Consider the following 22,641-nt stretch of genomic DNA (forward strand, 5'->3'; position numbering starts at 1 on the left):
TCGTCGAACGTCCGGTATTTGCCGCCGAGGGTAACGCCGATGCGCGGCCGGGCAAAACGATTTTTCGGACGTCCCCTTGTGACTTACAATCACAAGCATGGCCCGCAATCTCCCTCCTTTTTCGGCGCTGCGCGCGTTCGAAGCCGCCGCGCGACGCGACAGCTTCACCGCGGCCGCCGACGAGCTGCATGTGACTCACGGTGCAATCAGCCGCCAGGTGGCGGCGTTCGAGGCATGGGTCGGCGTGCAGGTGTTCCACCGGATCGGTAAGCGCGTGCGGCTCACCGACGACGGCCGCCGCTATCTCGCGACGGTGCAGGTCGCATTCGACAGCATCGCGGTCGCGACCGATCAACTACGCGACACGGCGGTCGTGCACGTGCTGCGCGTGAATGCGCTATCCACATTTGCAATGAAGTGGCTGTTGCCGCGGCTCTCGCAGTTTCAGCGCATCGCGCCGAACGTCGAGTTGCGGCTGTCGACATCGAACGCACCGGTGGAAACACTCGATGGTTTCGACGTCGCGGTGCGACGCGGTCCCGCGCACTGGCCGCATTGTGTGAGCGGCCATTTTCTCGACGAGCACGAGGTGCCGGTATGCAGCCCGACGCTATTGCAGCGCGCGCCGATCGTCGTGGCCGACGATCTCGCGCGGCACACGCTGCTGTATTCCGACACGCGGCCCGACGCATGGCGCAACTGGCTCACGGCAGCGGGCGTGAAGGCGAAGTGCCGCAAGAAGCAATCGTTCGATCACTTCTATCTGGCGTTGCAGGCAGCCGTGGATGGCCTGGGCGTTGCGCTGGGTCCGTTGCCCATGATCGCGGACGAACTCGCGTCCGGGCGTCTCGTGACACCGTTGCCCGGTCCGCATCTGGATGCGCGCGGCTACTGGTGGGTCGCGCGGCGCGAGGTGGCCGATACGCCGCTCGTCGCGCAGTTTTGCCGCTGGCTCGAAGCGCAGGCCGATGCCACGTGAGCATCGACCCCGGCGAAACGAGAGAAACGACAAACTACAGATAGAACATCCGGTCTTCGTCCGACTTCGCCGGATGCGGTTCGCCTTCTTCGCGATCCTCGTAGAACGCGAGCACCGCTTCGAGCACCTGGTCCGGATCGTCGATGACCTGCATCAGGTCCATGTCGTTCGGATTGATGAGACCCATCGGCAGGAGCTGATCCTTGAACCAGCCGAGCAGGCCATGCCAGAATTCGCCGCCCACCAGAATGATCGGCACGTGACGCGATTTCTTGGTCTGGATCAGCGTGAGCACTTCGGCGAGTTCGTCGAGCGTGCCGAAGCCGCCGGGCATCACGATCACCGCGTCCGAGTTCTTCACGAAGGTGACCTTGCGCGTGAAGAAATGCCGGAAGCGCAGCGAGATGTCCTGCCACTGGTTGCCCGATTGCTCGTGCGGCAGTTCGATGTTCAGACCGACCGACGGCGCCTTGCCCGCATGCGCACCCTTGTTCGCGGCTTCCATGATGCCGGGGCCACCGCCGGAGATCACGGCGAAGCCCGCGTCGGACAGTTTGCGTGCGATCTGCGTGGCGAGTTTGTAGTACGGCGAGTTCGGTTTGAGCCGTGCCGAACCGTAGATGCTGACAGCGGGGCGGATCTCCGAGAGGTACTCGGTCGCCTCGATAAACTCTGCCATAATCGTAAACATCTGCCACGATGCGCGGGCTTTCTTGGCCGTCGCGCGCTCTTGATCTGCGAGTGATCGCAGACTCGGAATCACTTTTCTCTTAGTCATAATGCCTGAAGAACAGTACCTGGAAGCGAAGCTGGAAGGGAAGACTCTGCTATTGGTCGACGGTTCGAGTTACCTGTACCGGGCCTACCACGCGCTGCCCGATCTGCGCGGTCCCGACGGCGGACCGACCGGCGCGCTGTATGGCATCGTCAACATGCTGCGGCGCATGCGCAAGGAAGTCACCGCAGAGTATAGCGCGTGCGTGTTCGATGCCAAGGGCAAGACGTTTCGCGACGACTGGTACCCGGAATACAAGGCGAACCGTGCGTCGATGCCCGAAGATCTCGCACGGCAGATCGAGCCGATTCACGTCGCGGTGCGCTCGCTCGGCTGGCCGCTTTTGATGATCGACGGCGTCGAAGCCGACGACGTGATCGGCACGCTTGCCACGCAGGCGGAAAAGCGCGGCATGAAGGTGATCGTGTCGACCGGCGACAAGGATCTCGCGCAACTCGTCAGCGATCACGTCACGCTGATCAATACGATGACGAACGAGACGCTCGACCGCGCCGGCGTGCTCGCAAAATTCGGCGTGCCGCCCGAGCGGATCGTCGATTACCTGTCGTTGATCGGCGATACCGTCGACAACGTGCCGGGCGTCGACAAGTGCGGCCCGAAAACCGCGCTCAAGTGGCTCGCGCAGTACGAATCGCTCGACGGCATCGTCGCGCATGCGGACGAGATCAAGGGTGCGGTCGGCGACAACCTGCGCCGCGCGCTCGACTTCCTGCCGATGGCGAAGAAGCTCGTCACGGTCGACACCGCGTGCGACATGACAGAGCATGTCGCGTCGATCGAGGCGTCGCTCGCGAGCCGTCCCGAATCACGCGAGGAGTTGCGCGACATCTTCGCGCGTCACGGCTTCAAGACGTGGCTGCGCGAAGTCGAAACTGCCGAGGTGGTCGAGGGTCCGCAGACCGACGTGCCGCCGGCGCAAACCGTCGACGTCGAGCGTCATTACGACACCGTGCAGACATGGGAGCAGTTCGACGCGTGGCTCGCGAAGATCGACGCCGCGCCGCTCACCGCGTTCGATACCGAAACCACGTCGCTCGATCCGATGACCGCGCAGCTGGTCGGTCTGTCGCTCTCGGTCGAGGCCGGGTACGCCGCGTATGTCCCGGTCGCGCATCGCGGTCCCGACATGCCGGTGCAACTGCCGCGCGACGAAGTGCTCGCGAAGCTGAAGCCGTGGCTCGAAAATCCGGCGAAGAAAAAGGTCGGCCAGCATCTGAAGTACGACGAGCAGGTGCTCGCCAACTACGGCATCGAGATGGACGGCATCGAGCACGACACACTGCTCGAATCGTACGTGGTCGAATCGCACCGCACGCACGACATGGACAGCCTCGCGCTGCGCCATCTCGGCATCAAGACGATCAAGTACGAGGACGTTGCGGGCAAGGGCGCGCAGCAGATCGGCTTCGACGAAGTCGCGCTCGAGCAGGCCGCCGAATACGCGGCGGAAGACGCGGACATCACGCTGCGCCTGCACGAGGCGCTCTATCCGCAGGTCGCCGCGGATGCCGGTCTCGAACACGTGTACCGGCAGATCGAGCTTCCCACGTCACGCGTGCTGCGCAAGATGGAACGCGCGGGCGTGCTGATCGACGCGGAGAAACTGCGGCGCCAGAGCAGCGAGATCGCGACGCGTCTCGTGCAGCTCGAAAGCGAAGCGTATGAACTCGCAGGCGGCGAATTCAATCTCGGCTCGCCGAAGCAGATCGGCCAGATCTTTTTCGAGAAGCTGCAACTGCCGGTCGTGAAGAAGACGCCGAGCGGCGCGCCGTCCACCGACGAAGAAGTGCTGCAGAAGCTCGCGGAAGACTACCCGCTGCCGAAGGTTCTGCTCGAACATCGCGGGCTGTCGAAGCTGAAGTCCACCTACACCGACAAGCTGCCGCGCATGGTCAATGTGCAGACCGGCCGCGTGCACACGAATTACGCGCAAGCCGTCGCGGTCACGGGGCGGCTCGCGTCGAACGATCCGAATCTGCAGAACATTCCGGTGCGTACGGCGGAAGGCCGGCGCATCCGCGAGGCGTTCATCGCGTCGCCGGGACACAAGCTCGTGTCGGCCGACTATTCGCAGATCGAGCTGCGCATCATGGCGCATATCTCCGGCGACGAATCGCTGCTGCGCGCATTTGCCGAGGGCGAAGACGTGCACCGCGCGACGGCCTCCGAGGTGTTCGGTGTTACGCCGCTCGAAGTGAATTCCGATCAGCGACGCATCGCGAAGGTGATCAACTTCGGTCTGATCTACGGGATGAGTTCGTTCGGGCTCGCGTCGAATCTCGGCATCACGCGCGATGCGGCGAAGCTCTATATCGACCGCTATTTCGCCCGCTATCCGGGCGTCGCGCGCTACATGGACGACACGCGCGCGAGTGCGAAGGAGAAGGGCTACGTCGAGACCGTGTTCGGCCGGCGCCTGTGGCTGCCGGAGATCAACGGCGGCAATGGGCCGCGTCGTCAGGCGGCGGAGCGCGCGGCAATCAACGCGCCGATGCAGGGCACCGCGGCCGATCTGATCAAGATGTCGATGATCGCAGTGCAGAAGTGGCTCGACGATTCGCGCGTGGGCATCGGTACACGGATGATCATGCAGGTCCACGATGAACTGATCCTCGAAGTGCCGGACAGCGAGCTCGCCGACGTCCGCAAGCGGCTGCCCGAATTGATGTGCGGCGTCGCGACGCTGAAGGTGCCGCTGGTTGCCGAAGTCGGCGCGGGCGATAACTGGGAAGAGGCGCATTGATCGCGTGAGCCGTGTACCCGCGACGGTCCGCTTAAGCGTGCGCTGAACGCGCGTCTGCGCAACCCCGCGTGCGCATATCGTCGTGTGCATGTCACACATGTTGACCGGCGGCTTGTGAGAAGCCGCATGCGTCGCCGACAATCGATGACGACGGCATGCCCACGCATGCCGTCTCGACCCACAACCCATCGACACACGGAGAATCGCGATGCATCGTTTTATCGTCGTTGGCGGGGGAGCGGGGGGACTGGAACTGGCGACGCGTCTCGGCGACCGCTACGCTCCACACAAGAACAAGGGCGGCGCAAGCGCCCAGGTCACGCTGGTCGACCGCTATCCGACGCATATCTGGAAGCCGCTGCTGCATGAGGTCGCTGCGGGCAGCATGGATCCGTTCACGCAGGAACTCGAATACGCGGCGCAGGCGCGCTGGCACGGCTTCGAATTCCAGCAGGGCGACCTTCTCGCGCTCGACCGCGCGGCGCGACGCATCACGCTCTCCGCGGTCGCCGATGACGACGGCGCCGAACTGATGCCACAGCGGGAGCTGGAATACGACACGCTCGTCATCGCGATCGGCAGCACGACGCACTTCTTCGGCGTGCAGGGTGCGTCCGATTATTCGCTTGCACTCGATACCGTCGGCCAGGCCGAACGCTTTCGCAAGCGTCTGATTGCCGCGTGCATCCGCGCCGAACATCAGGCGCATGAGCGCGTCGAGTCGGAGTCGGGCGAGCCGCGCGTCCAGGTGGCGATCGTCGGCGGTGGTGCGACGGGTGTCGAACTGTCGGCCGAACTGCGCAATACCGCGCAGGTGCTGTCCGCGTACGGTCTGCACAAGCTCGATCCGCGGCACGACGTCGGCATCGTGCTGATCGAGTCGGGGGCCCGCATTCTGCCGGCACTGCCCGAGCGTGTGTCCACGGCGACGTCCGAACTGCTCGTGAAGCTCGGCGTCAAGCTGATGACCGGCGAGACGGTCGCGGAGGTCGCGCCCGGTCTCGTGCGGACCGCGAGCGGCAAGACCGTGCGCGCGGATCTGACCGTCTGGGCCGCGGGCATCAAGGCGCCGGCCGTGCTGGGCAAACTCGACGGGCTGACGGTGAACCGCCTCGGCCAGCTGCTCGTGCGCAACACGCTGCAGACCGAGCTCGACGACAACATCTTCGCGCTCGGCGACTGTGCCGCGTGCCCATGGCCCGGCACCGACCGCAACGTGCCGCCGCGTGCGCAGGCCGCACATCAGCAGGCGAGCTTCCTGTTTAAGGCGCTCGCCGCGCGGCTCGACAACGGGCCGTTGCCGGTCTTCACGTATCGCGATTTCGGATCGCTGGTGTCGCTCGGGCATTTCAGCGCGGTCGGCAATCTGATGGGCGGCGTGATCGGTGGAAACATGCTGATCGAAGGGCTGTTTGCGCGCTTCATGTACATGTCGCTGTACCGGCTGCATATCGCCGCGCTGCACGGCTATGCCCGGATGGTGCTCGACACGTTTGCGCACTGGCTGCGCCGGACCACGCTGCCGCGCGTGAAGCTGCACTAGGCGAGCGGGGCGAAGGGGCGGCGGCGTTGACGTCACGGCTGGCCGGCAAGAGGTATGCTGTTGCCTCGTTGCCGTCCATCCGAGGAGCGCCGTATGCTAAAACCCGAAGTCGACAGTCTGGTTCCGCACGTTCCGTTCGATCGTCGAACGTTCATCAAGGCCGCGATCGGCAGCGGGTTTGCCGCCGCCGTGCTGCCGGTCTCCGCACAAACCATCCATACCGATAGCGAAGGGCTCGAAGCCGGCGAGGTTGCCGTGAGATCGGGCGGCACTATCGTGCCCGCGTATCGCGCGCAACCGTTGGGCAAGACGCACCTGCCGGTGATCATCGTCGTGCATGAGATCTTCGGCGTGCACGAGCATATCGCCGACGTGTGCCGACGCTTCGCGAAGGTCGGCTATCTGGCGATCGCGCCGAACCTGTACATACGCGAAGGCGACGCGTCGATCTATCCGACGATCCAGCAGCTCAACGAGCAGCTGGTCAGCAAGGTGCCCGACAGCCAGGTGCTGGGCGATCTCGACGCGACCGTCGCGTGGGCCGGCGAACACGGCGGCGACCTGCGGCGCGTCGGGGTAAATGGGTTCTGCTGGGGCGGGCGGATCACGTGGCTCTACGCGGAACACAATCCGCATGTGAAGGCGGCGGTCGCGTGGTATGGGCGCGTCGCCGGCGATCATACGGCGAATACGCCGGCCAATCCGCTCGATCTTGCCAGCAGCCTGCATGTGCCGGTGCTGGGCCTTTATGGTCGGCAGGACCCGAGCATTCCGCAGGACACGCTCGAGCAGATGAAGCAGGCCATCGCGGAAGGACCGCGCGAAGCACGCGGGTCGCAGTTCGTCGTGTACGACGATGCGGGTCACGCGTTCTTCGCCGACTACCGGCCGAGCTATCGCAAGGTCGATGCCGAAGACGGCTGGCGGCGCGCGCTGGCCTGGTTCAGGCAGCACGGCGTCGCGTAGGTGACTGAGGGCGGGCGGGTCACCGCCCGCCGTCGCTCAGGGCGTCGCGCCGGTCGCTACCGGGTGCGACGAATTCGCGCTCCACTCGCTCCACGATCCCGGATACAGCACGGCCCCGTGCAGGCCCGCGACTTCCATCGCGAGCGCGTTGTGGCATGCGGTCACGCCGGAGCCGCATTGCAGTACGACCTTCTCCGGCGCAACGCCGGGCAGCAGCGCGCCGAATTCCTCACGCAACGTATGGGCGGATTTGAAGCGGCCGTCCGCGGTGAGGTTGTCCTTGAAGAAGCGGTTCAGCGCGCCGGGGATATGGCCGCCCACCGGATCGAGCGTTTCGTTTTCTCCGCGATAGCGATCGGCCGCGCGCGCATCGACGAGCGTGCGCTCGAGTGTCGCGAGGTTGCGCTCGACACCCTGCGCATCGATCGTCGCCGTCAGCGGCTTGCCCGCCTTGAAGTCGCCGCGCACGTGAGGCGACGCGTCCTGGGTCAGTGGCTGGCCGGCAGCCTGCCAGGCCTGCAGACCGCCGTCGAGCAGCGCGACCGCATCGTGACCGAGCCAGCGCAGCAGCCACCACAGCCGCGCCGCGTACATGCCGCCCTGCGCGTCGTACGCGACGACCTGCTGGCCTTGCCTGAGTCCGAGCGCCGCGAGCGTATCGACGAGCTGCACGCGGTCCGGCAGCGGATGACGTCCGTTGGTGCCGGTCTTCGGACCGGACAGGTCGCGGTCGAGATGCAGATAGTGCGCGTGAGGCAGATGGCCCGCCGCATACGCGGCTTCACCCGCCGTGGGGGCGGCGAGATCGAAGCGGCAATCGGCGATGAATACGCTGTCGGGGGCGGCGGTCAGCCGTTCCGCGAGGTTCGTGGGGGAGATCAGCGTGGTGTAGTGGGTGTGGGGCATGGCGGCTCCTGACGGAGGATTCGGCTGCGCCGAACGATGTCTGTAGTCTAAACAAAAAAGACGGGCCGAAGCCCGTCTTTCCTGGTGCGCTGCGGCCTGGGCCGCGCAATGCCTGCTGGTCTGCTGGTTCAGAGCGTGCCGAGTTCGCGCCGCAGGAATTCGTGGAAGTGCTGCATGCCGTCTTCCATCGGACTCTGGTACGGCCCGACCTGCGACTCGCCGCGCTCCATCAGCGCGCGGCGGCCCGCATCCATGCGCTCGGCGATCTCGTCGTCCTCGCGCGCGGTTTCCATATAGGCGCCGCGCTCGGCCTCGACGAACTCACGCTCGAACAGCGCGATTTCCTCAGGGTAATAGAACTCGACGACGTTGGTCGTCTTTTGCGGTCCGCGCGGAATCAGCCACGACACGACGAGCACGTGCGGGTACCACTCGATCATGATGCCCGGGTAGTACACCATCCAGATCGCGCCGAACTCGGGCGGACTGCCGTCGCGGAACCGCAGCACCGCGTCATGCCATTTGCGGTACGTCGGGCTGCCCGGCTGCTCCAGATCCTTGTGCACGCCGACCGTCTGCACGCTGTACCAGTCGCCGAATTCCCACGTCAGGTCGTCGCAATTGACGAAGCTGCCGAGGCCTGGATGGAACGGCGCGACGTGGTAGTCCTCCAGATAGACCTCGATGAAGGACTTCCAGTTGTAGTTGCACTCGTGGACTTCGACGTGGTCGAACATGAAGTTCGAGAAGTCGAAATGCTGCTTCGTGCCGAGACGCGACAGATCTTTCGCGACGTCGCGACCCTGCGCTTCGAACAGCAGGCCCTGCCAGTTCTGCAGCGACGTGGCGCCGAGATTCAGGCAGGGGTTGTCCGCGAAATGCGGTGCACCGAGGAGCTGGCCGTTCAGATCGTACGTCCAGCGATGCATGGGACAGACGATGTTCTCCGTCTGGCCGCGGCCGTTGAGCATGATCGCCTGGCGATGGCGGCACACGTTCGACAGCAGTTCGACCTGCGACTGCTGGTTGCGCACGAGTACCCGGCCCTCTTTTTCGCTGGGCAGGGCAAAATAATCCCCCGCGTCCGGCACCATGAGTTCGTGCCCGACGTAGCGAGGACCTTTTTTGAAAAGGGTGTCGATTTCGCGCTTGAGAAGCGCTTCGTCAAAGTAAGCCGTGACTGGCAGTTGGCTGTGGACAGAAGACCGCAACTGCAATGCATTGCTCAGATTGGACATTCCCACTCCCGTAAAGACGTGAAAGCAGTGAACAACCCAACCATCGAAGATTCGATTGATTTAGGGAGCCCGCGATTATACCTGTTTCCCCCTCCTTGGGGACACTTAAGTCCCTGATTTGGGTCAAAATTGTCGGAGAAGTTCGCGGGATTTTCGGGGTCGCGAGAATATTGTTCTGCCGGTGTCCGGCGGCTCAGGGAATCCCGTGTAACGGCCGCAGGCGCTCCACAAGATCGGAATTGTCGCTTTTGCCGTAGAATGTCCGACTTGTTTTAAATTTGCGACGATTCATGGCGAAGACCGCAACAAAAGACGCTGCCGGCGGGCCTGTGCAAGGCGTCGACGGTGTGCCGCTCCCCGAGAGCTACGAAGCGGCGCTCGCAGAACTGGAAGGGCTGGTCGCACGGATGGAAGGCGGCAGCCTGAGCCTCGAGGAATCGCTCGCCGCGTACCGGCGCGGCGCAGCCCTCGTCGCGTTTTGCCAGCAACAGCTGGAAAAGGTGGAGCAGCAAGTGCGCGTCCTCGATGGAGAGACGCTGAAGCCGCTGCCCACGAACCCTGCAGGTACAACCGCCGCTGAGAGCGGAGACGATTTATGACTTTCGACGAATGGATGCGTTCCGTCCTCGAGCGTGTCGAGACGGCGCTGGATCACTATTTGCCGGCCACGACTGTCGAGCCCGCCCAGTTGCACGAGGCGATGCGCTACGCGGTGATGGGCGGCGGCAAGCGGGTGCGCCCGCTGCTGTGTCACGCCGCCGGCGAATTGACCGGTGCGCGGGCCGCGTGTGTCGAGGCGGCTTCGGCGGCGCTCGAAATGATTCACGTATATTCGCTCGTGCACGACGACATGCCGTGCATGGACGACGACGAGCTGCGCCGCGGCAAACCGACGGTACACGTCAAATATGACGAAGCGACGGCACTGCTCGTCGGCGATGCGCTGCAGTCGCAGGCGTTCGTCGCGCTGACGGCCGACGTGCTCGCGCCGCTTCAGCAGGCGGCGCTGGTGCGCGAACTGGCGCTTGCCAGCGGCTCGGTCGGGATGGCGGGCGGTCAGGCAATCGACCTCGCGAGCGTCGGCCATACGCTCACGCGGCCGCAGCTGGAAACGATGCACCGGATGAAGACGGGCGCGCTGCTGCGTGCCGCGGTCCGGATGGGCGCCCTCGCGGGCGAGACGCCCGACGCGGCCGCGATGCGTTCGCTCGATGCTTATGCGGCAGCGGTCGGTCTCGCGTTTCAGGTCGTCGACGATATTCTCGACGTCACGACCGATTCCGCGACGCTCGGCAAGACGGCCGGCAAGGATGCGAAGGACGGCAAGCCGACTTATGTATCGATTATCGGACTCGACGCTTCGCGCTCGCTCGCCGCGCAATTGCGGGCGGACGCCCATGCTGCACTGGTACCGTTCGGCGCCCGCGCGCAGCGCCTCGCCGAACTGGCCGATCTGGTCGTGAACCGGGTGAGCTGAAACAGTATCAACGCGGAAGCCTGCCGCCTCGCACACGACGCTACCGTGTGCGTGAACGAAGCGCCGGCACGCAGGTTTTCCTACAATGGAACGACGATGTACGACTTGCTGAAAACCATTGACGACCCGGCTGCCCTGCGCCGCCTCGATCGCCGCCAGTTGCAACCGCTCGCAGACGAGTTGCGCGCCTTCGTGCTCGACAGCGTCTCGCAGACGGGTGGTCACCTGTCGTCCAATCTCGGTACGGTTGAACTGACGATCGCGCTGCATTACGTGTTCGAGACGCCGCGCGACCGGATCGTCTGGGACGTGGGTCATCAAACGTATCCGCACAAGATCCTCACGGGTCGTCGCGACCAGATGCACACGCTGCGTCAGCTCGGCGGCATCTCGGGTTTTCCGCGCCGCAGCGAGTCGGAATACGACACGTTCGGCACCGCGCATTCGAGCACGTCGATCTCGGCCGCGCTCGGCATGGCGATCGCGTCGAAGCTGCAGAACGAGGGGCGCTATTCGATCGCCGTGATCGGCGACGGCGCGATGACCGCGGGCATGGCTTTCGAGGCGATGAATAACGCAGGTGTCGCCGACGATGTCCCGCTGCTCGTGATCCTCAACGACAACGACATGTCGATCTCGCCGCCGGTCGGCGCGCTGAACCGCCACCTTGCCCGTCTGATGTCCGGTCGTTTCTACGCGGCCGCGCGCGCGGGCGTCGAGCGCGTGCTGCGCGTCGCGCCGCCGATGCTCGACCTCGCGCGCAAGCTCGAGGAGCACGCGAAGGGCATGATCGTGCCGGCTACCTTGTTCGAGGAGTTCGGCTTCAACTACATCGGACCGATCGACGGTCACGATCTCGATTCGCTGATCCCGACGCTGCAGAACATCAAGGAACTGCGCGGTCCGCAGTTCCTGCACGTCGTGACGAAGAAAGGCCAGGGCTACAAGCTCGCCGAAGCCGACCCGGTGCTGTATCACGGTCCCGGCAAGTTCAATCCGGCCGAAGGTATCAAGCCGTCGACGGCGCCCAGCAAGAAGGCCTACATGCACGTGTTCGGCGAATGGCTATGTGACATGGCCGAGCTGGATGCGCGCGTGGTCGGTATTACGCCCGCGATGCGTGAGGGCTCGGGCATGGTCGAGTTCGCGAAGCGCTTCCCGGACCGCTATTTCGACGTCGGCATCGCCGAGCAGCATGCGGTGACGTTTGCAGGCGGCCTCGCTGCCGACGGCATGAAGCCGGTCGTCGCGATCTATTCGACGTTCCTGCAGCGTGCGTACGATCAGTTGATCCACGACGTCGCGTTGCAGAACCTGCCGGTGGTGTTCGCGATCGATCGCGCGGGTCTCGTCGGTGCGGACGGTGCGACGCATGCAGGTTCGTACGATCTCGCGTTCCTGCGCTGCATTCCGAACATGACGGTCATGGCCGCGTCGGACGAAAACGAATGCCGTCAGATGCTCTACACGGCGTTGCAGCAGCCGAACCCGAGCGCTGTGCGCTATCCGCGCGGTGCGGGGACAGGTGTTGCGACCGTCAAGCAGATGGTGGCGATTCCGCTCGGTAAGGGCGAAGTGCGTCGTGAGACGTCGCAGCCGGCCGGCAAACGCATCGCGATTCTCGCGTTCGGCACGATGGTCGCGCCGGCGCTTGCCGCAGCGGAGCAACTGGACGCGACCGTCGCGAACATGCGCTTCGTGAAGCCGGTCGATGCCCAACTGGTCCGCGAACTCGCGGAAACCCACGACGCAATCGTCACGGTCGAAGAAGGCTGCGTGATGGGCGGCGCGGGTTCGGCCTGCGTCGAAGCCCTGCTGGAGAGTGGGGTTATGCGCCCCATACTACAATTGGGTCTGCCCGACCGGTTCATCGATCATGGCGATCCCGCGAAGCTGCTCGCGGAATGCGGCCTCGATGGTGCCGGCATCGCGAAGTCGATTCGCGAGCGCTTCGTGGATCATGCGGCCGGCAAGTCGGTGAAGCGCGTCGCCTGATTGCGCTCGCTGGCCCGGTCGTAACCCACGGTCATAAAACAATCCCCCGCTTGAGTCGACGGGCCTGATGGCCCGTCATGCACCGCCGGCTTGCGCCGGCGTTTGCCTTTGCCCGCGTGATGGAATAGATCGCCGCGTGCAGCGTTATATTCACATCGCCGCGCGGCCAGTGAGGACAAGAAGATGAACCAGATGAATCCCGCCTTCGTGATGCCCGACGTGCAGAGCACGCTCGACACACGCCAGATCCCGATCCAGCGGGTCGGCGTCAAGGCGGTGCGACATCCCGTGACGGTGCGCACGCAATCCGGCGACGTGCAGCACACGGTCGGGTTGTGGAACCTCGACGTCCATCTGCCCGCCGACCAGAAGGGCACGCACATGTCGCGCTTCGTCGCGCTGCTCGAAGACAACCGGACGCCGCTCGACGTCGCTTCGTTCCGCACGATGCTCGCGTCGATGCTCGAGAAGCTCGAAGCTGAAGCGGGTCGTATCGAAGTGTCGTTTCCGTATTTCGTCAGCAAGGTGGCGCCGGTATCGGGCGTACAGAGCCTGCTCGACTACGAAGTCACGCTGACCGGTGAGACCCGCAACGGGTCGACGCGCGTGTTTCTCAAAGTGCTGGTGCCGGTGACGAGCCTGTGCCCATGCTCGAAGAAGATCTCGCAGTACGGCGCGCACAACCAGCGTTCGCACGTGACGATCGATGCCGAACTGGCCGGCGACGTCCCGGTGGAAGGATTGATCCGGATCGCGGAAGAAGAGGCATCGTGCGAACTATGGGGATTGCTGAAGCGTCCCGACGAAAAGTTCGTCACGGAGCGTGCGTATGAAAACCCGAAGTTCGTCGAGGATCTGGTGCGCGATGTCGCGCAACGGCTCAATGCGGACGAGCGGATCGTCGCATACGTACTCGAGGCCGAGAACTTCGAATCGATCCACAACCACAGCGCCTATGCGCTGATCGAGCACGACAAGCGCGTGCGTTGAGTCATGCGCGTACGCGATGCGTCGCAATGAAGAATGGCCGCTTGCGCGGCCATTTTTTTGTGAGTAACGAAGAGCGTTGACCGTGCCGCGACTAGCGCGCGAGCGATGCCAGATCCCAGCGTGGTTTCACCGTGAACGCATAGTCGCTGGTCGCTTGCGCGGGCCAGCGCTGCAGCCGCAGCGCGCCGGCCAGCGCGATCATCGCGCCGTTGTCGGTGCACAGCGACAGGTCCGGGTAATGCACGTCGAACCCGCGCTTCTTCGCCGCTGTCGATAGCGCTTCGCGCAACTGCCGGTTCGCCCCGACGCCGCCCGCCACGACCAGCCGCTTCAGTTGCGTGCGCTTGAGCGCCGCCAGCGATTTCGCCGCGAGCACGTCGACCGCCGCATCGACGAAGCCGCGCGCGATATCGGCCTTGTCCTGCTCGCAGACGTTCGTGCCGCGCTTCTTCACCTGGGTCAGCACCGCCGTCTTGAGGCCGCTGAAGCTGAAATCGAGGTCGCCCGAATGCAGCATCGGACGCGGCAGCACGATGGCGCCCGGCGTGCCGAATTCCGCAAGACGCGAGACCTCCGGACCACCCGGATAACCCAGGCCGAGCAGCTTCGCAGTTTTATCGAAGGCTTCGCCGGCGGCGTCGTCGAGCGTTTCGCCGAGCGTTTCGTAGAGGCCGACGTCGGTGACGCGCATCAGCTGCGTATGCCCGCCGGACACCAGCAGCGCGACGAATGGAAACGGCGGCGGCTCGTCGACCAGGAGAGGCGACAGCAAATGCCCTTCGAGGTGGTGAATGCCGATCGTGGGCTTGTTCCATGCCATCGCGAGTGCGTTGGCGATGCTTGCGCCGACAAGCAGCGCGCCGGCGAGCCCTGGTCCCTGCGTGAACGCGATTGCGTCGATGGCTTCACGGGCGCAGCCCGAGCGCGCGAGCACGTCTTCGAGCAGCGGCAGCGCGCGGCGAATGTGATCGCGCGACGCGAGTTCAGGTACGACGCCGCCATACTCCCGGTGCATCGCGATCTGCGAATGCAGTGCGTGCGCGAGCAGGCCCTGCTCTGTGTCGTAGAGCGCGAGGCCGGTTTCGTCGCAGGAGCTTTCGATACCGAGAACGAGCATGATTCGTGGGCGGTGCGGCCGTGAGGCCGCGGGAAAAGGCGCCGCAAGGTCTGAAGGAAGCCTGAAAGTATAGCAGTGAGGGGGAGGGGCCGCAGGTACAATGCGCGCCATGGAATCTTTCGATATTGCCGTGATCGGCGCGGGCGCGGCCGGCATGATGTGCGCGGCGGTGGCCGGTCAGCTTGGGCGGCGCGTCGTGTTGATCGATCATTCACCGCGGCTCGCGGAGAAAATCCGTATCTCCGGTGGCGGCCGCTGCAACTTCACGAATCTGCACGCCGGCCCCGCGAACTATCTGTCGACCAATCCGCACTTTTGCCGTTCCGCACTGGCCCGCTACACACCGCGCGATTTCATGGCGCTGCTCAAGCGCCACCGCGTAACGTGGCACGAGAAGCACAAGGGCCAACTGTTCTGCGACCAGTCGAGCGACGCGGTGATCGACGTACTCAAAAGCGAATGCGACTCGGGCGGCATCGCGTGGCGCCGTCCGCTGACCGTCGAGCAGGTGCGACAGCACACGGACGGCGGTTTCGCGCTCGATACCGCCGCGGGCCCGATCGACGCCCGCGCGCTGGTCGTGGCGACGGGCGGCCTGTCGATTCCGAAGATTGGCGCGACCGATTTTGCCTATCGTCTGGCGAAACAGTTCGGGCACAAGCTGGTCGATACGCGCCCGGCGCTGGTTCCGCTGACCTTCGCCGCAGCCGACTGGGCGCCGTTTTCGGCGTTGTCGGGGGTATCGCTCGAGGTGCGGGTCAGCACCGGCGCGAAGAAGACGGGCGGTGAGTTTGTCGAAGATCTGCTGCTCACCCATCGCGGCCTCTCAGGCCCCGGCGTATTGCAGATCTCGAGCTTCTGGCAGCCCGGCGAGCCGATTCACGTGAATCTGCTGCCCGAGCGGGATGCCGCCGCGTCGTTGCTGGAGGCGAAGGCCGGTTCGAAGCGCCAGATTGCCAATCTGCTCGCCGAATGGGTGCCCGCGCGGCTCGCGCAGGTCTGGCTGGAAACGCACCGGACCGCCGCCGACGCGCGCGTCGCGGATCTGCCCGACCGGACGCTGCGCGGCATCGGCGACGCACTGTCGCGCTGGACGCTGACTCCGAACGGCACCGAAGGCTACCGGAAGGCGGAAGTAACGAAGGGCGGCGTCGATACGCGGGAGCTGTCGTCCGCCACGATGATGAGCGCGCGGGTGCCCGGGCTGTACTTCATCGGCGAGGCCGTGGACGTCACCGGCTGGCTGGGCGGGTACAATTTTCAGTGGGCGTGGGCGTCCGGTGTGGCTGCTGGACAGGCCGCCGCGGACTATGCGCGGGGGGCTTGACTCGACCGTGTCTTTGTGCAGAACGTCTGCTATAATCGTCAATCTTTGCCAAGTTCCGTTATTGAAAAATGACGACTATCCGCGTAAAAGAAAACGAGCCTTTCGAAGTCGCCATGCGCCGGTTCAAGCGCACGATCGAGAAAAATGGCTTGTTGACTGACCTCCGTGCGCGAGAGTTTTACGAGAAGCCGACGGCCGAACGTAAGCGCAAGAAGGCCGCCGCGGTGAAGCGTCATTTCAAGCGGCTGCGCAGCCAGATGCTGCCAAAGAAGTTTTACTGATTCTGGCGTCGTCGCGGCTTTGGCCACCGGCGACGTATCCACAAACCGGCAACCGGCGGTGCCCACGGCGCCGCAAGCGGAACAGCCAGGCCTGTGAGGCCGTCATGGTAAGGCCGCATCCACTACGCGCAATCGCGCCGACCCGCTTGGAGATGTTCTCAAGCGGGTTTTTGTGTTGATGCGCCAGGCGTTTCGCGGTTTCTGCAACCTTCCAACGCATCAGGTGACCAATGAGCCTCAAGGATCAGATCAGCGACGACATGAAAACCGCGATGCGGGCGCGCGAGACCGAACGTCTCGGCACGATCCGCCTGCTGCTCGCGGCGATCAAGCAGCGTGAAGTCGACGATCGTGTGACGCTCGACGACGCGGCGATCACCGGCGTGATCGACAAGATGATCAAGCAGCGCAAGGACTCGATCAGCCAGTTCGAAGCGGCCGGCCGGGACGACCTGGTCAGCAAGGAGCAGGGCGAACTGGTGGTGCTGGCCGCGTACATGCCGGCGCAGCTGTCCGACGCGGAAGTCGCCGCCGAAATCGACGCCGCCGTCGCACAGACCGGTGCCGCCGGTCCGCAGGACATGGGCAAGTTGATGGGCGTGCTGAAGCCGAAGCTCGCGGGCCGCGCCGACATGACGGCCGTCTCCGCCAAGGTCAAGGCAGCACTCAGCAAATAAACTCTTTGAGGCCGCGCGGCTCGTTGGAGCCGCGCGGCCCGCGTATTTCGGGACATCGTCGTACACCGTGATTCCGCACTCGTTTCTGCAGGACCTGCTCACCCGCGTCGATATCGTCGACGTGGTCGGACGGTATGTGCAGCTGAAAAAGGGTGGTGCGAATTTCATGGGGCTGTGCCCGTTTCACAACGAGAAGAGCCCTTCGTTCACCGTTAGTCCGACTAAGCAGTTCTATCACTGCTTCGGGTGCGGGGCGCACGGTACCGCGATCGGTTTCCTGATGGAGCATGCCGGGCTAACGTTTCCGGAGGCGGTGAACGAGCTCGCGCAGTCGGTCGGACTGACGGTGCCACGCGACCCTTCGCCGATGCGCGGCGGTGCGGGCGGCGACGGTTATGCGCCGCCGTCGAAAGCGGTGACGACGGCGTTGTCGGATCTGATGCAGGTGTCGTGCGACTTCTATCGCAAGCAGTTGCGCGGTGCACCGAATGCGATCGAATACCTGAAAAAGCGGGGTTTGACCGGCGAAATCGCGCTGCGCTTCGGGCTCGGCTACGCGCCGGACGGCTGGCAGAATCTCGAGGTCGCGTTCCCCAACTATCGGGACGACGCGCTGGTCGAAGCCGGGCTCGTGATCGTCAGCGAAAAGGCGGATGCGCAGGGGCAGGCACGACGCTACGACCGCTTCCGCGAGCGGATCATGTTCCCGATCCGCAACGTGAAGGGACAGGTCATCGGCTTCGGCGGTCGGGTGCTGGACGGCGGCGAACCCAAGTATTTGAATTCGCCCGAAACGCCTCTATTTAACAAGGGCAGCGAACTGTACGGGCTGTTCGAGGCCCGGCTGGCGATTCGCGAACAGCAGTACGTGCTGGTGGTCGAAGGGTACATGGACGTGGTCGCGCTGGCGCAACTGGGGTTCCAGAACGCGGTGGCGACGCTCGGCACCGCCTGTACGCCGATTCACGTGCAGAAGCTGATGCGTCAGACCGATACGGTGATCTTCAGCTTCGACGGCGATTCGGCCGGGCGTCGCGCGGCGCGGCGTGCTTTGGATGCGTGTCTGCCGCACGCGGCCGACAACCGGACGATCCGTTTCCTGTTTCTGCCGTCCGAGCACGATCCGGACAGCTACGTACGCGAATTCGGCACGGAAGGGTTTGCGGAGCAGGTCAGGCGCGCGATGCCGCTGTCGCAGTTCCTGCTGAACGAAGTGCTGGCCGGCAAGGAGCTCGATCAGCCCGAAGGACGCGCCCGCGCGCTGTTCGACGCGAAGCCGCTGCTGCAGGCGCTGCCCGCCAATGCATTGCGGGCGCAGATCATGCATATGTTCGCGGACCGGCTCGACGTGCCGTTCGATGAAGTCGCGGCGCTGTGCGAGGTCGATGCGCGGATCGCGGCTGCGGCGCGTGCGGCGCCGGCGCGCAAGGATCGCCGCAGCGTCACGGGTATCGAGCAGCGGGCACTGCGCAATCTGGTTATGCATCCGCGTATCGTGGTGGCGCTGGACGACGACTCGGAGCACGCACTGGTTAGCATTACGCGTCACGGAGAACTGTTCGAGGAGGTCGCAACGCATGCCCGCGCACTCGGTGAAGCAGCCGAGTTCCAGCTGCTGTCGGACCTGTTGCGGAACGGGGTAAATGCCCCCACCTTCGAGGAAATCTTTCGCGAAATTCTGGACTATGATGAAAACGTCCGGGATTTGTTACTGAAGAATCCGGAAGACGCCGCCGTCATCGAGGAGCGCCGCGAACACGAACGGCTGGCGGGTGAGGAACTGAAGGCGGCGATCCTGAAGATGCGCTACGACACGTGCTGCGACCGGCTCGAACAGCTCTCGCGGCAGTCGAAACATACCCCCGAGGAATTCGCGGAACTGACGGAATTGAATCAGAGACGGGCCGACATGAAACGTCAGCTCGGGCTGTAAGCAGGGAGGGGCTGAAACCGAGGTGCTATAATTAAAGGTTTTCAGCGGTTTGTTTTCCAAGGCAAAAGGCGAATTGCAATGGCAAAGACTACAGGCGGAAAGAATGCGACAGGCAAGGGCTCCGAGGAGCCGACCACAAAGGTCACACAGGCCAGATCCGCTACTTCCGTGAAAAAAGCGTCGGCCGCAAGTACACCGCCTGCTGCACGGAAGAAACCCTCGACCGCATCCGCCGCGCGAGCGGCACCGGAAAGCGTGGCAAAACCCGTGGCCAAGGCCTCGGCGAAAGCTGTGCAACCGGTTGCGAAACGGCCGAGTTCCAGAAGCGCAAGGGAAGCGGCTGCCGCGCAGGACGATGCGGCAGCGCGCGAGACTCCAGTATCCACGGTTCAACCGGCTGTTGTCCAGCAGCCGCGAGTCGAGACTACAGCCAGTACGGCGAACTCCATGACGAAAAAGCTGAACGAAGTACCCGTCGAAGACGAAGCAACCCAGACCCAGACCGAAGAACCCGCTGCCGTTCCGGGCAAGGGCGAAAAGGCCAAGGCGCGTGACCGTCGAGCGAAGGAAAAGGCGTTGTTGAAGGACGCTTTCGCGTCCACGCAGCCGGGCACGGCCGAAGAACTGGAAGAGCGCCGTGCGAAGCTGCGCGCGCTGATCAAGCTCGGCAAGGAGCGCGGCTTCCTCACGTACGCCGAAATCAACGATCACCTGCCCGACAATTTTGCCGAGACCGAGGCGATCGAAGGCATCATCAGCACGTTCAACGACATGGGCGTCGCGGTGTACGAGCAGGCGCCCGATGCCGAGACGCTGCTGCTGAACGACAACGCGCCGGCCGCATCGTCGGACGACGAAGTCGAAGAGGAAGCGGAAGTCGCGCTGTCCACCGTCGATTCCGAATTCGGCCGCACGACCGACCCCGTCCGCATGTACATGCGTGAAATGGGCACGGTCGAGCTGCTGACGCGCGAAGGCGAAATCGAAATCGCGAAGCGCATCGAAGACGGCCTCAAGCACATGGTGATGGCGATCTCCGCGTGCCCGACGACGATCGCGGAGATCCTTGCGAATGCCGAGCGTGTCGCGAACGAAGAGATTCGCATCGACGAACTCGTCGATGGTCTGATCGACGTCGACGCGGCAGATGCGGACGGTTTCTCCGCGCAGGAAGCGGAAGAGATCGAGAACGAGACCGAAGAAGCGGAAGCCGACGAAGAGGAAGAAGAAGACGACGACGGCACCGCGCAGGCCACGGCCAACGCGGCGCAGCTCGAAGCCCTCAAGCGCGCATCACTCGAAAAATTCGCGTCGATCAGCGAATGGTTCGACAAGATGCGTCGCGCGTTCGAGAAGGAAGGCTACAAGTCGAAGTCGTATCTGAAGGCACAGGAAACGATCCAGAACGAGCTGATGACTATCCGCTTCACCGCGCGTACCGTCGAGCGTCTGTGCGACACGCTGCGTGCGCAGGTGGACGAAGTGCGTCAGGTCGAGCGGCAGATCCTGCATACGGTCGTCGACAAGTGCGGCATGCCGCGCGCGGAATTCATCGCGCGTTTCCCGGGCAGCGAAACGGATCTCGAATGGTCCGAGAAGATCGTCGCCGAGGGGCATGCGTACAGCGCGATTCTCACGCGTAACATCCCGGCGATCCGCGAACAGCAGCAGCGTCTGCTGGATCTGCAGGCGCGCGTCGTGCTGCCGCTGAAGGACCTGAAGGAAACCAACCGGCAGATGGCGGCGGGTGAACTGAAGGCGCGTCAGGCGAAGCGCGAGATGACCGAAGCGAACCTGCGTCTCGTGATCTCGATCGCGAAGAAGTACACGAATCGCGGCCTGCAGTTCCTGGATCTGATCCAGGAAGGCAACATCGGTCTGATGAAGGCGGTGGACAAGTTCGAATACCGGCGCGGCTACAAGTTCTCGACGTACGCGACGTGGTGGATCCGTCAGGCCATCACGCGTTCGATCGCGGACCAGGCGCGCACGATCCGGATTCCGGTTCACATGATCGAAACGATCAACAAGATGAACCGCATCTCGCGGCAGATCCTGCAGGAAACCGGTCTCGAGCCGGATCCGGCAACGCTCGCCGAGAAGATGGAGATGCCGGAAGACAAGATCCGCAAGATCATGAAGATCGCGAAGGAACCGATCTCGATGGAAACGCCGATCGGCGACGACGACGATTCGCATCTCGGTGATTTCATCGAGGATACGAACACGGTCGCACCGGCCGACGCAGCGTTGCATGCCAGCATGCGCGACGTCGTGAAGGACGTGCTCGATTCGTTGACGCCGCGCGAAGCGAAGGTACTGCGGATGCGTTTCGGTATCGAGATGAGCACCGATCACACGCTCGAAGAAGTGGGCAAGCAGTTCGACGTGACGCGTGAACGGATCCGTCAGATCGAGGCGAAGGCGCTGCGCAAGCTGCGTCACCCCAGCCGTTCGGACAAGCTGAAATCGTTCCTCGAAGGCAATTGATCGCACGCTGCGACTGACGTCGCGGCATAGGGGCCTCCCGGTCGTTTCGCGCAAGCGAGGCGGTCCACGGAGGCCCTTTTTTCGTGTACCATGGCGCCCAGTCTATGAACGCAGACCCGGACTTCGCCGGGTCTTTTCGTTTCGGGCCGGACGCCGTGCTGGTTGCAGGCAGCGGACTCATAATCCGCCTCCGAAAGGACATCGTGGGTTCGACTCCCACCCGGCCCACCATCCGTCATTCCAGCATCTTCCAGGACGTTCTGCGTGGATCTCCAAAGTCCTCGTTGGGCGAGTACTTCCGGCTAATAGCCATGCTCCGGAAGCTCGCCTGGTTCCGTTGACTTCCGTCGTTCTGCGGGGGTAACTTTGGGCGTAACTCGAGGCGTCAAAGAGGAGTTACCCCATGCCCCTTCGGACGCTGCAATTCGCAACGCAAAGTCTGGCTCCAGGCCGACGAAGTTATCGGATGGCGGCGGACTATTTCTATTGCTCAACCCGGATCCGCATTCGCTCTACTTGAGCGACATCATGAAGCGCGCCACGTCCTCGACATCCTTTGCGTCGACGGGGTTCGGATAGAGTCTTGGCATGATGCCGGACGGCTCCCGGATGCGCGATTCGACATCATCGAGTGTTAGCCGTCCCGCAATGCCGACGAGCGACGGACCGACGCCGCCTTCCCCGTTCTGTCCATGACAGCCCGCGCAGTTTGTCGCGTAGATCGACGCGCCGTGATTCGTCACGCCGCCCGCCATGGTCACCTGGGATTCGACGGACGTAGTCGGTGCGCCCGCCGGTTTCATTGCGACAGGATCGTTTAGTAATGCAATGCTATTGGCGGCCGGATTCGAGGGGATCGAATCGAGGTACGCGTGAATCCGTGCGATCTCGTCGTTCGACAGGATTTTCTCGCTGAATGGCGGCATCTGACCTTTCGGATGGTGCACATACGCCTGCATCGCGGCGAGCGGAACCGGGTACGGCGCGAGCGCCGGCCCGGTGCTGACGCTGCCCTGACCGAATATGCCATGACACTCGTAGCAGCCCTTCTGCATGAACAGTGCGCGGCCGGCCGGCACGTCGGCGTCGGCGTCGGCAGACGATGCGAGCGCACACGTGCACTTCAGCACGACAGCGGCAACCAGCGCAACGCGGATGCGCGCGAGAATCGGGAGATTCATCG

The 22,641-nt window shown here is 63.9% G+C and carries 18 protein-coding genes and 1 tRNA gene; 14 read left to right on the forward strand and 5 right to left on the reverse strand.

Annotation, left to right across the window (positions count from 1 at the left end; translation table 11 throughout):
- Positions 1-97: 97 nt before the first annotated feature.
- Positions 98-979: a transcriptional regulator GcvA gene (locus ACREXZ_RS11260; protein WP_431764137.1), complete on the forward strand. Its 882-nt coding sequence runs from the start codon at positions 98-100 to the stop codon at positions 977-979.
- 34 nt (positions 980-1,013) lie between these two features.
- Here ACREXZ_RS11260 and ACREXZ_RS11265 read toward each other — a convergent pair whose 3' ends face one another.
- Positions 1,014-1,757 (reverse strand): TIGR00730 family Rossman fold protein, encoded by a 744-nt coding sequence (locus ACREXZ_RS11265; protein WP_431764138.1) that lies wholly within the window; start codon positions 1,755-1,757, stop codon positions 1,014-1,016.
- 1 nt (position 1,758) lies between these two features.
- Here ACREXZ_RS11265 and polA point away from each other — a divergent pair, with 1 nt between their 5' ends.
- From polA to ACREXZ_RS11280, 3 genes are all read left to right on the forward strand, one after another.
- Entirely contained in the window at positions 1,759-4,518 is a 2,760-nt protein-coding gene (gene polA / locus ACREXZ_RS11270; protein ID WP_431764139.1) for a DNA polymerase I, read from the forward strand.
- Between the two features lie 208 nt (positions 4,519-4,726).
- Positions 4,727-6,061 (forward strand): NAD(P)/FAD-dependent oxidoreductase, encoded by a 1,335-nt coding sequence (locus ACREXZ_RS11275; RefSeq protein WP_431764140.1) that lies wholly within the window; start codon positions 4,727-4,729, stop codon positions 6,059-6,061.
- 93 nt (positions 6,062-6,154) lie between these two features.
- On the forward strand, positions 6,155-7,027 hold the full coding sequence (locus tag ACREXZ_RS11280; protein WP_431764141.1) for a dienelactone hydrolase family protein: 873 nt from the start codon (positions 6,155-6,157) through the stop codon (positions 7,025-7,027).
- 36 nt (positions 7,028-7,063) lie between these two features.
- Here the strand turns inward: ACREXZ_RS11280 and ACREXZ_RS11285 are convergent, their stop codons facing one another.
- Positions 7,064-7,933 carry a sulfurtransferase gene (locus ACREXZ_RS11285; RefSeq protein WP_431764142.1) on the reverse strand — a complete coding sequence of 290 codons (870 nt, stop codon included), beginning with the start codon at positions 7,931-7,933 and terminating at the stop codon, positions 7,064-7,066.
- A 128-nt stretch (positions 7,934-8,061) separates the two neighbouring features.
- Entirely contained in the window at positions 8,062-9,171 is a 1,110-nt protein-coding gene (locus ACREXZ_RS11290; protein ID WP_431764143.1) for an aromatic ring-hydroxylating oxygenase subunit alpha, read from the reverse strand.
- 290 nt (positions 9,172-9,461) lie between these two features.
- On the opposite strand from ACREXZ_RS11290, the gene ACREXZ_RS11295 reads away from it, so the two are divergent.
- From ACREXZ_RS11295 to folE2, 4 genes are all read left to right on the forward strand, one after another.
- Positions 9,462-9,770: an exodeoxyribonuclease VII small subunit gene (locus tag ACREXZ_RS11295; RefSeq protein ID WP_431764144.1), complete on the forward strand. Its 309-nt coding sequence runs from the start codon at positions 9,462-9,464 to the stop codon at positions 9,768-9,770.
- On the forward strand, positions 9,767-10,648 hold the full coding sequence (locus ACREXZ_RS11300) for a polyprenyl synthetase family protein (RefSeq protein WP_431764145.1): 882 nt from the start codon (positions 9,767-9,769) through the stop codon (positions 10,646-10,648). Before ACREXZ_RS11295 ends, ACREXZ_RS11300 begins: the two co-directional genes overlap by 4 nt.
- A gap of 96 nt (positions 10,649-10,744) precedes the next feature.
- Complete coding sequence (gene dxs / locus ACREXZ_RS11305) at positions 10,745-12,643, forward strand: 1-deoxy-D-xylulose-5-phosphate synthase (protein WP_431764146.1); 1,899 nt, start codon at positions 10,745-10,747, stop codon at positions 12,641-12,643.
- A gap of 183 nt (positions 12,644-12,826) precedes the next feature.
- A complete protein-coding gene (folE2, locus tag ACREXZ_RS11310; protein ID WP_431764147.1) occupies positions 12,827-13,633 on the forward strand; it encodes a GTP cyclohydrolase FolE2 in 807 nt (268 codons plus the stop codon).
- 91 nt (positions 13,634-13,724) lie between these two features.
- Here folE2 and tsaD read toward each other — a convergent pair whose 3' ends face one another.
- The gene (gene tsaD, locus ACREXZ_RS11315; RefSeq protein ID WP_431764148.1) at positions 13,725-14,750 is read right to left on the reverse strand and encodes a tRNA (adenosine(37)-N6)-threonylcarbamoyltransferase complex transferase subunit TsaD; all 1,026 of its coding nucleotides are present in this window, start codon (positions 14,748-14,750) and stop codon (positions 13,725-13,727) included.
- Between the two features lie 109 nt (positions 14,751-14,859).
- Between tsaD and ACREXZ_RS11320 the strand changes: the two genes are divergently transcribed.
- The 6 genes from ACREXZ_RS11320 (at position 14,860) to ACREXZ_RS11345 (ending at position 21,689) form a co-directional block, all read left to right on the forward strand.
- Entirely contained in the window at positions 14,860-16,077 is a 1,218-nt protein-coding gene (locus ACREXZ_RS11320; protein ID WP_431764149.1) for an NAD(P)/FAD-dependent oxidoreductase, read from the forward strand.
- Positions 16,078-16,145: 68 nt separating this feature from the next.
- Entirely contained in the window at positions 16,146-16,358 is a 213-nt protein-coding gene (gene rpsU / locus ACREXZ_RS11325) for a 30S ribosomal protein S21 (RefSeq protein WP_431764150.1), read from the forward strand.
- A gap of 230 nt (positions 16,359-16,588) precedes the next feature.
- Positions 16,589-17,035, forward strand: coding sequence for a GatB/YqeY domain-containing protein (locus ACREXZ_RS11330; RefSeq protein WP_431764151.1), 447 nt, complete (start codon positions 16,589-16,591; stop codon positions 17,033-17,035).
- Positions 17,036-17,102: 67 nt separating this feature from the next.
- Complete coding sequence (gene dnaG, locus ACREXZ_RS11335) at positions 17,103-18,968, forward strand: DNA primase (protein WP_431764152.1); 1,866 nt, start codon at positions 17,103-17,105, stop codon at positions 18,966-18,968.
- Between the two features lie 78 nt (positions 18,969-19,046).
- Positions 19,047-21,458 (forward strand): RNA polymerase sigma factor RpoD, encoded by a 2,412-nt coding sequence (gene rpoD, locus ACREXZ_RS11340; protein ID WP_431764153.1) that lies wholly within the window; start codon positions 19,047-19,049, stop codon positions 21,456-21,458.
- A gap of 143 nt (positions 21,459-21,601) precedes the next feature.
- A tRNA-Ile gene (locus tag ACREXZ_RS11345) sits at positions 21,602-21,689 on the forward strand.
- Between the two features lie 281 nt (positions 21,690-21,970).
- On the opposite strand, the gene ACREXZ_RS11350 is transcribed toward ACREXZ_RS11345, so the two are convergent.
- On the reverse strand, positions 21,971-22,639 hold the full coding sequence (locus ACREXZ_RS11350; protein ID WP_431764154.1) for a c-type cytochrome: 669 nt from the start codon (positions 22,637-22,639) through the stop codon (positions 21,971-21,973).
- Positions 22,640-22,641 lie beyond the last annotated feature (2 nt).

It is taken from the genome of Paraburkholderia sp. (assembly GCF_050742655.1).
GTDB lineage: Bacteria > Pseudomonadota > Gammaproteobacteria > Burkholderiales > Burkholderiaceae > Paraburkholderia.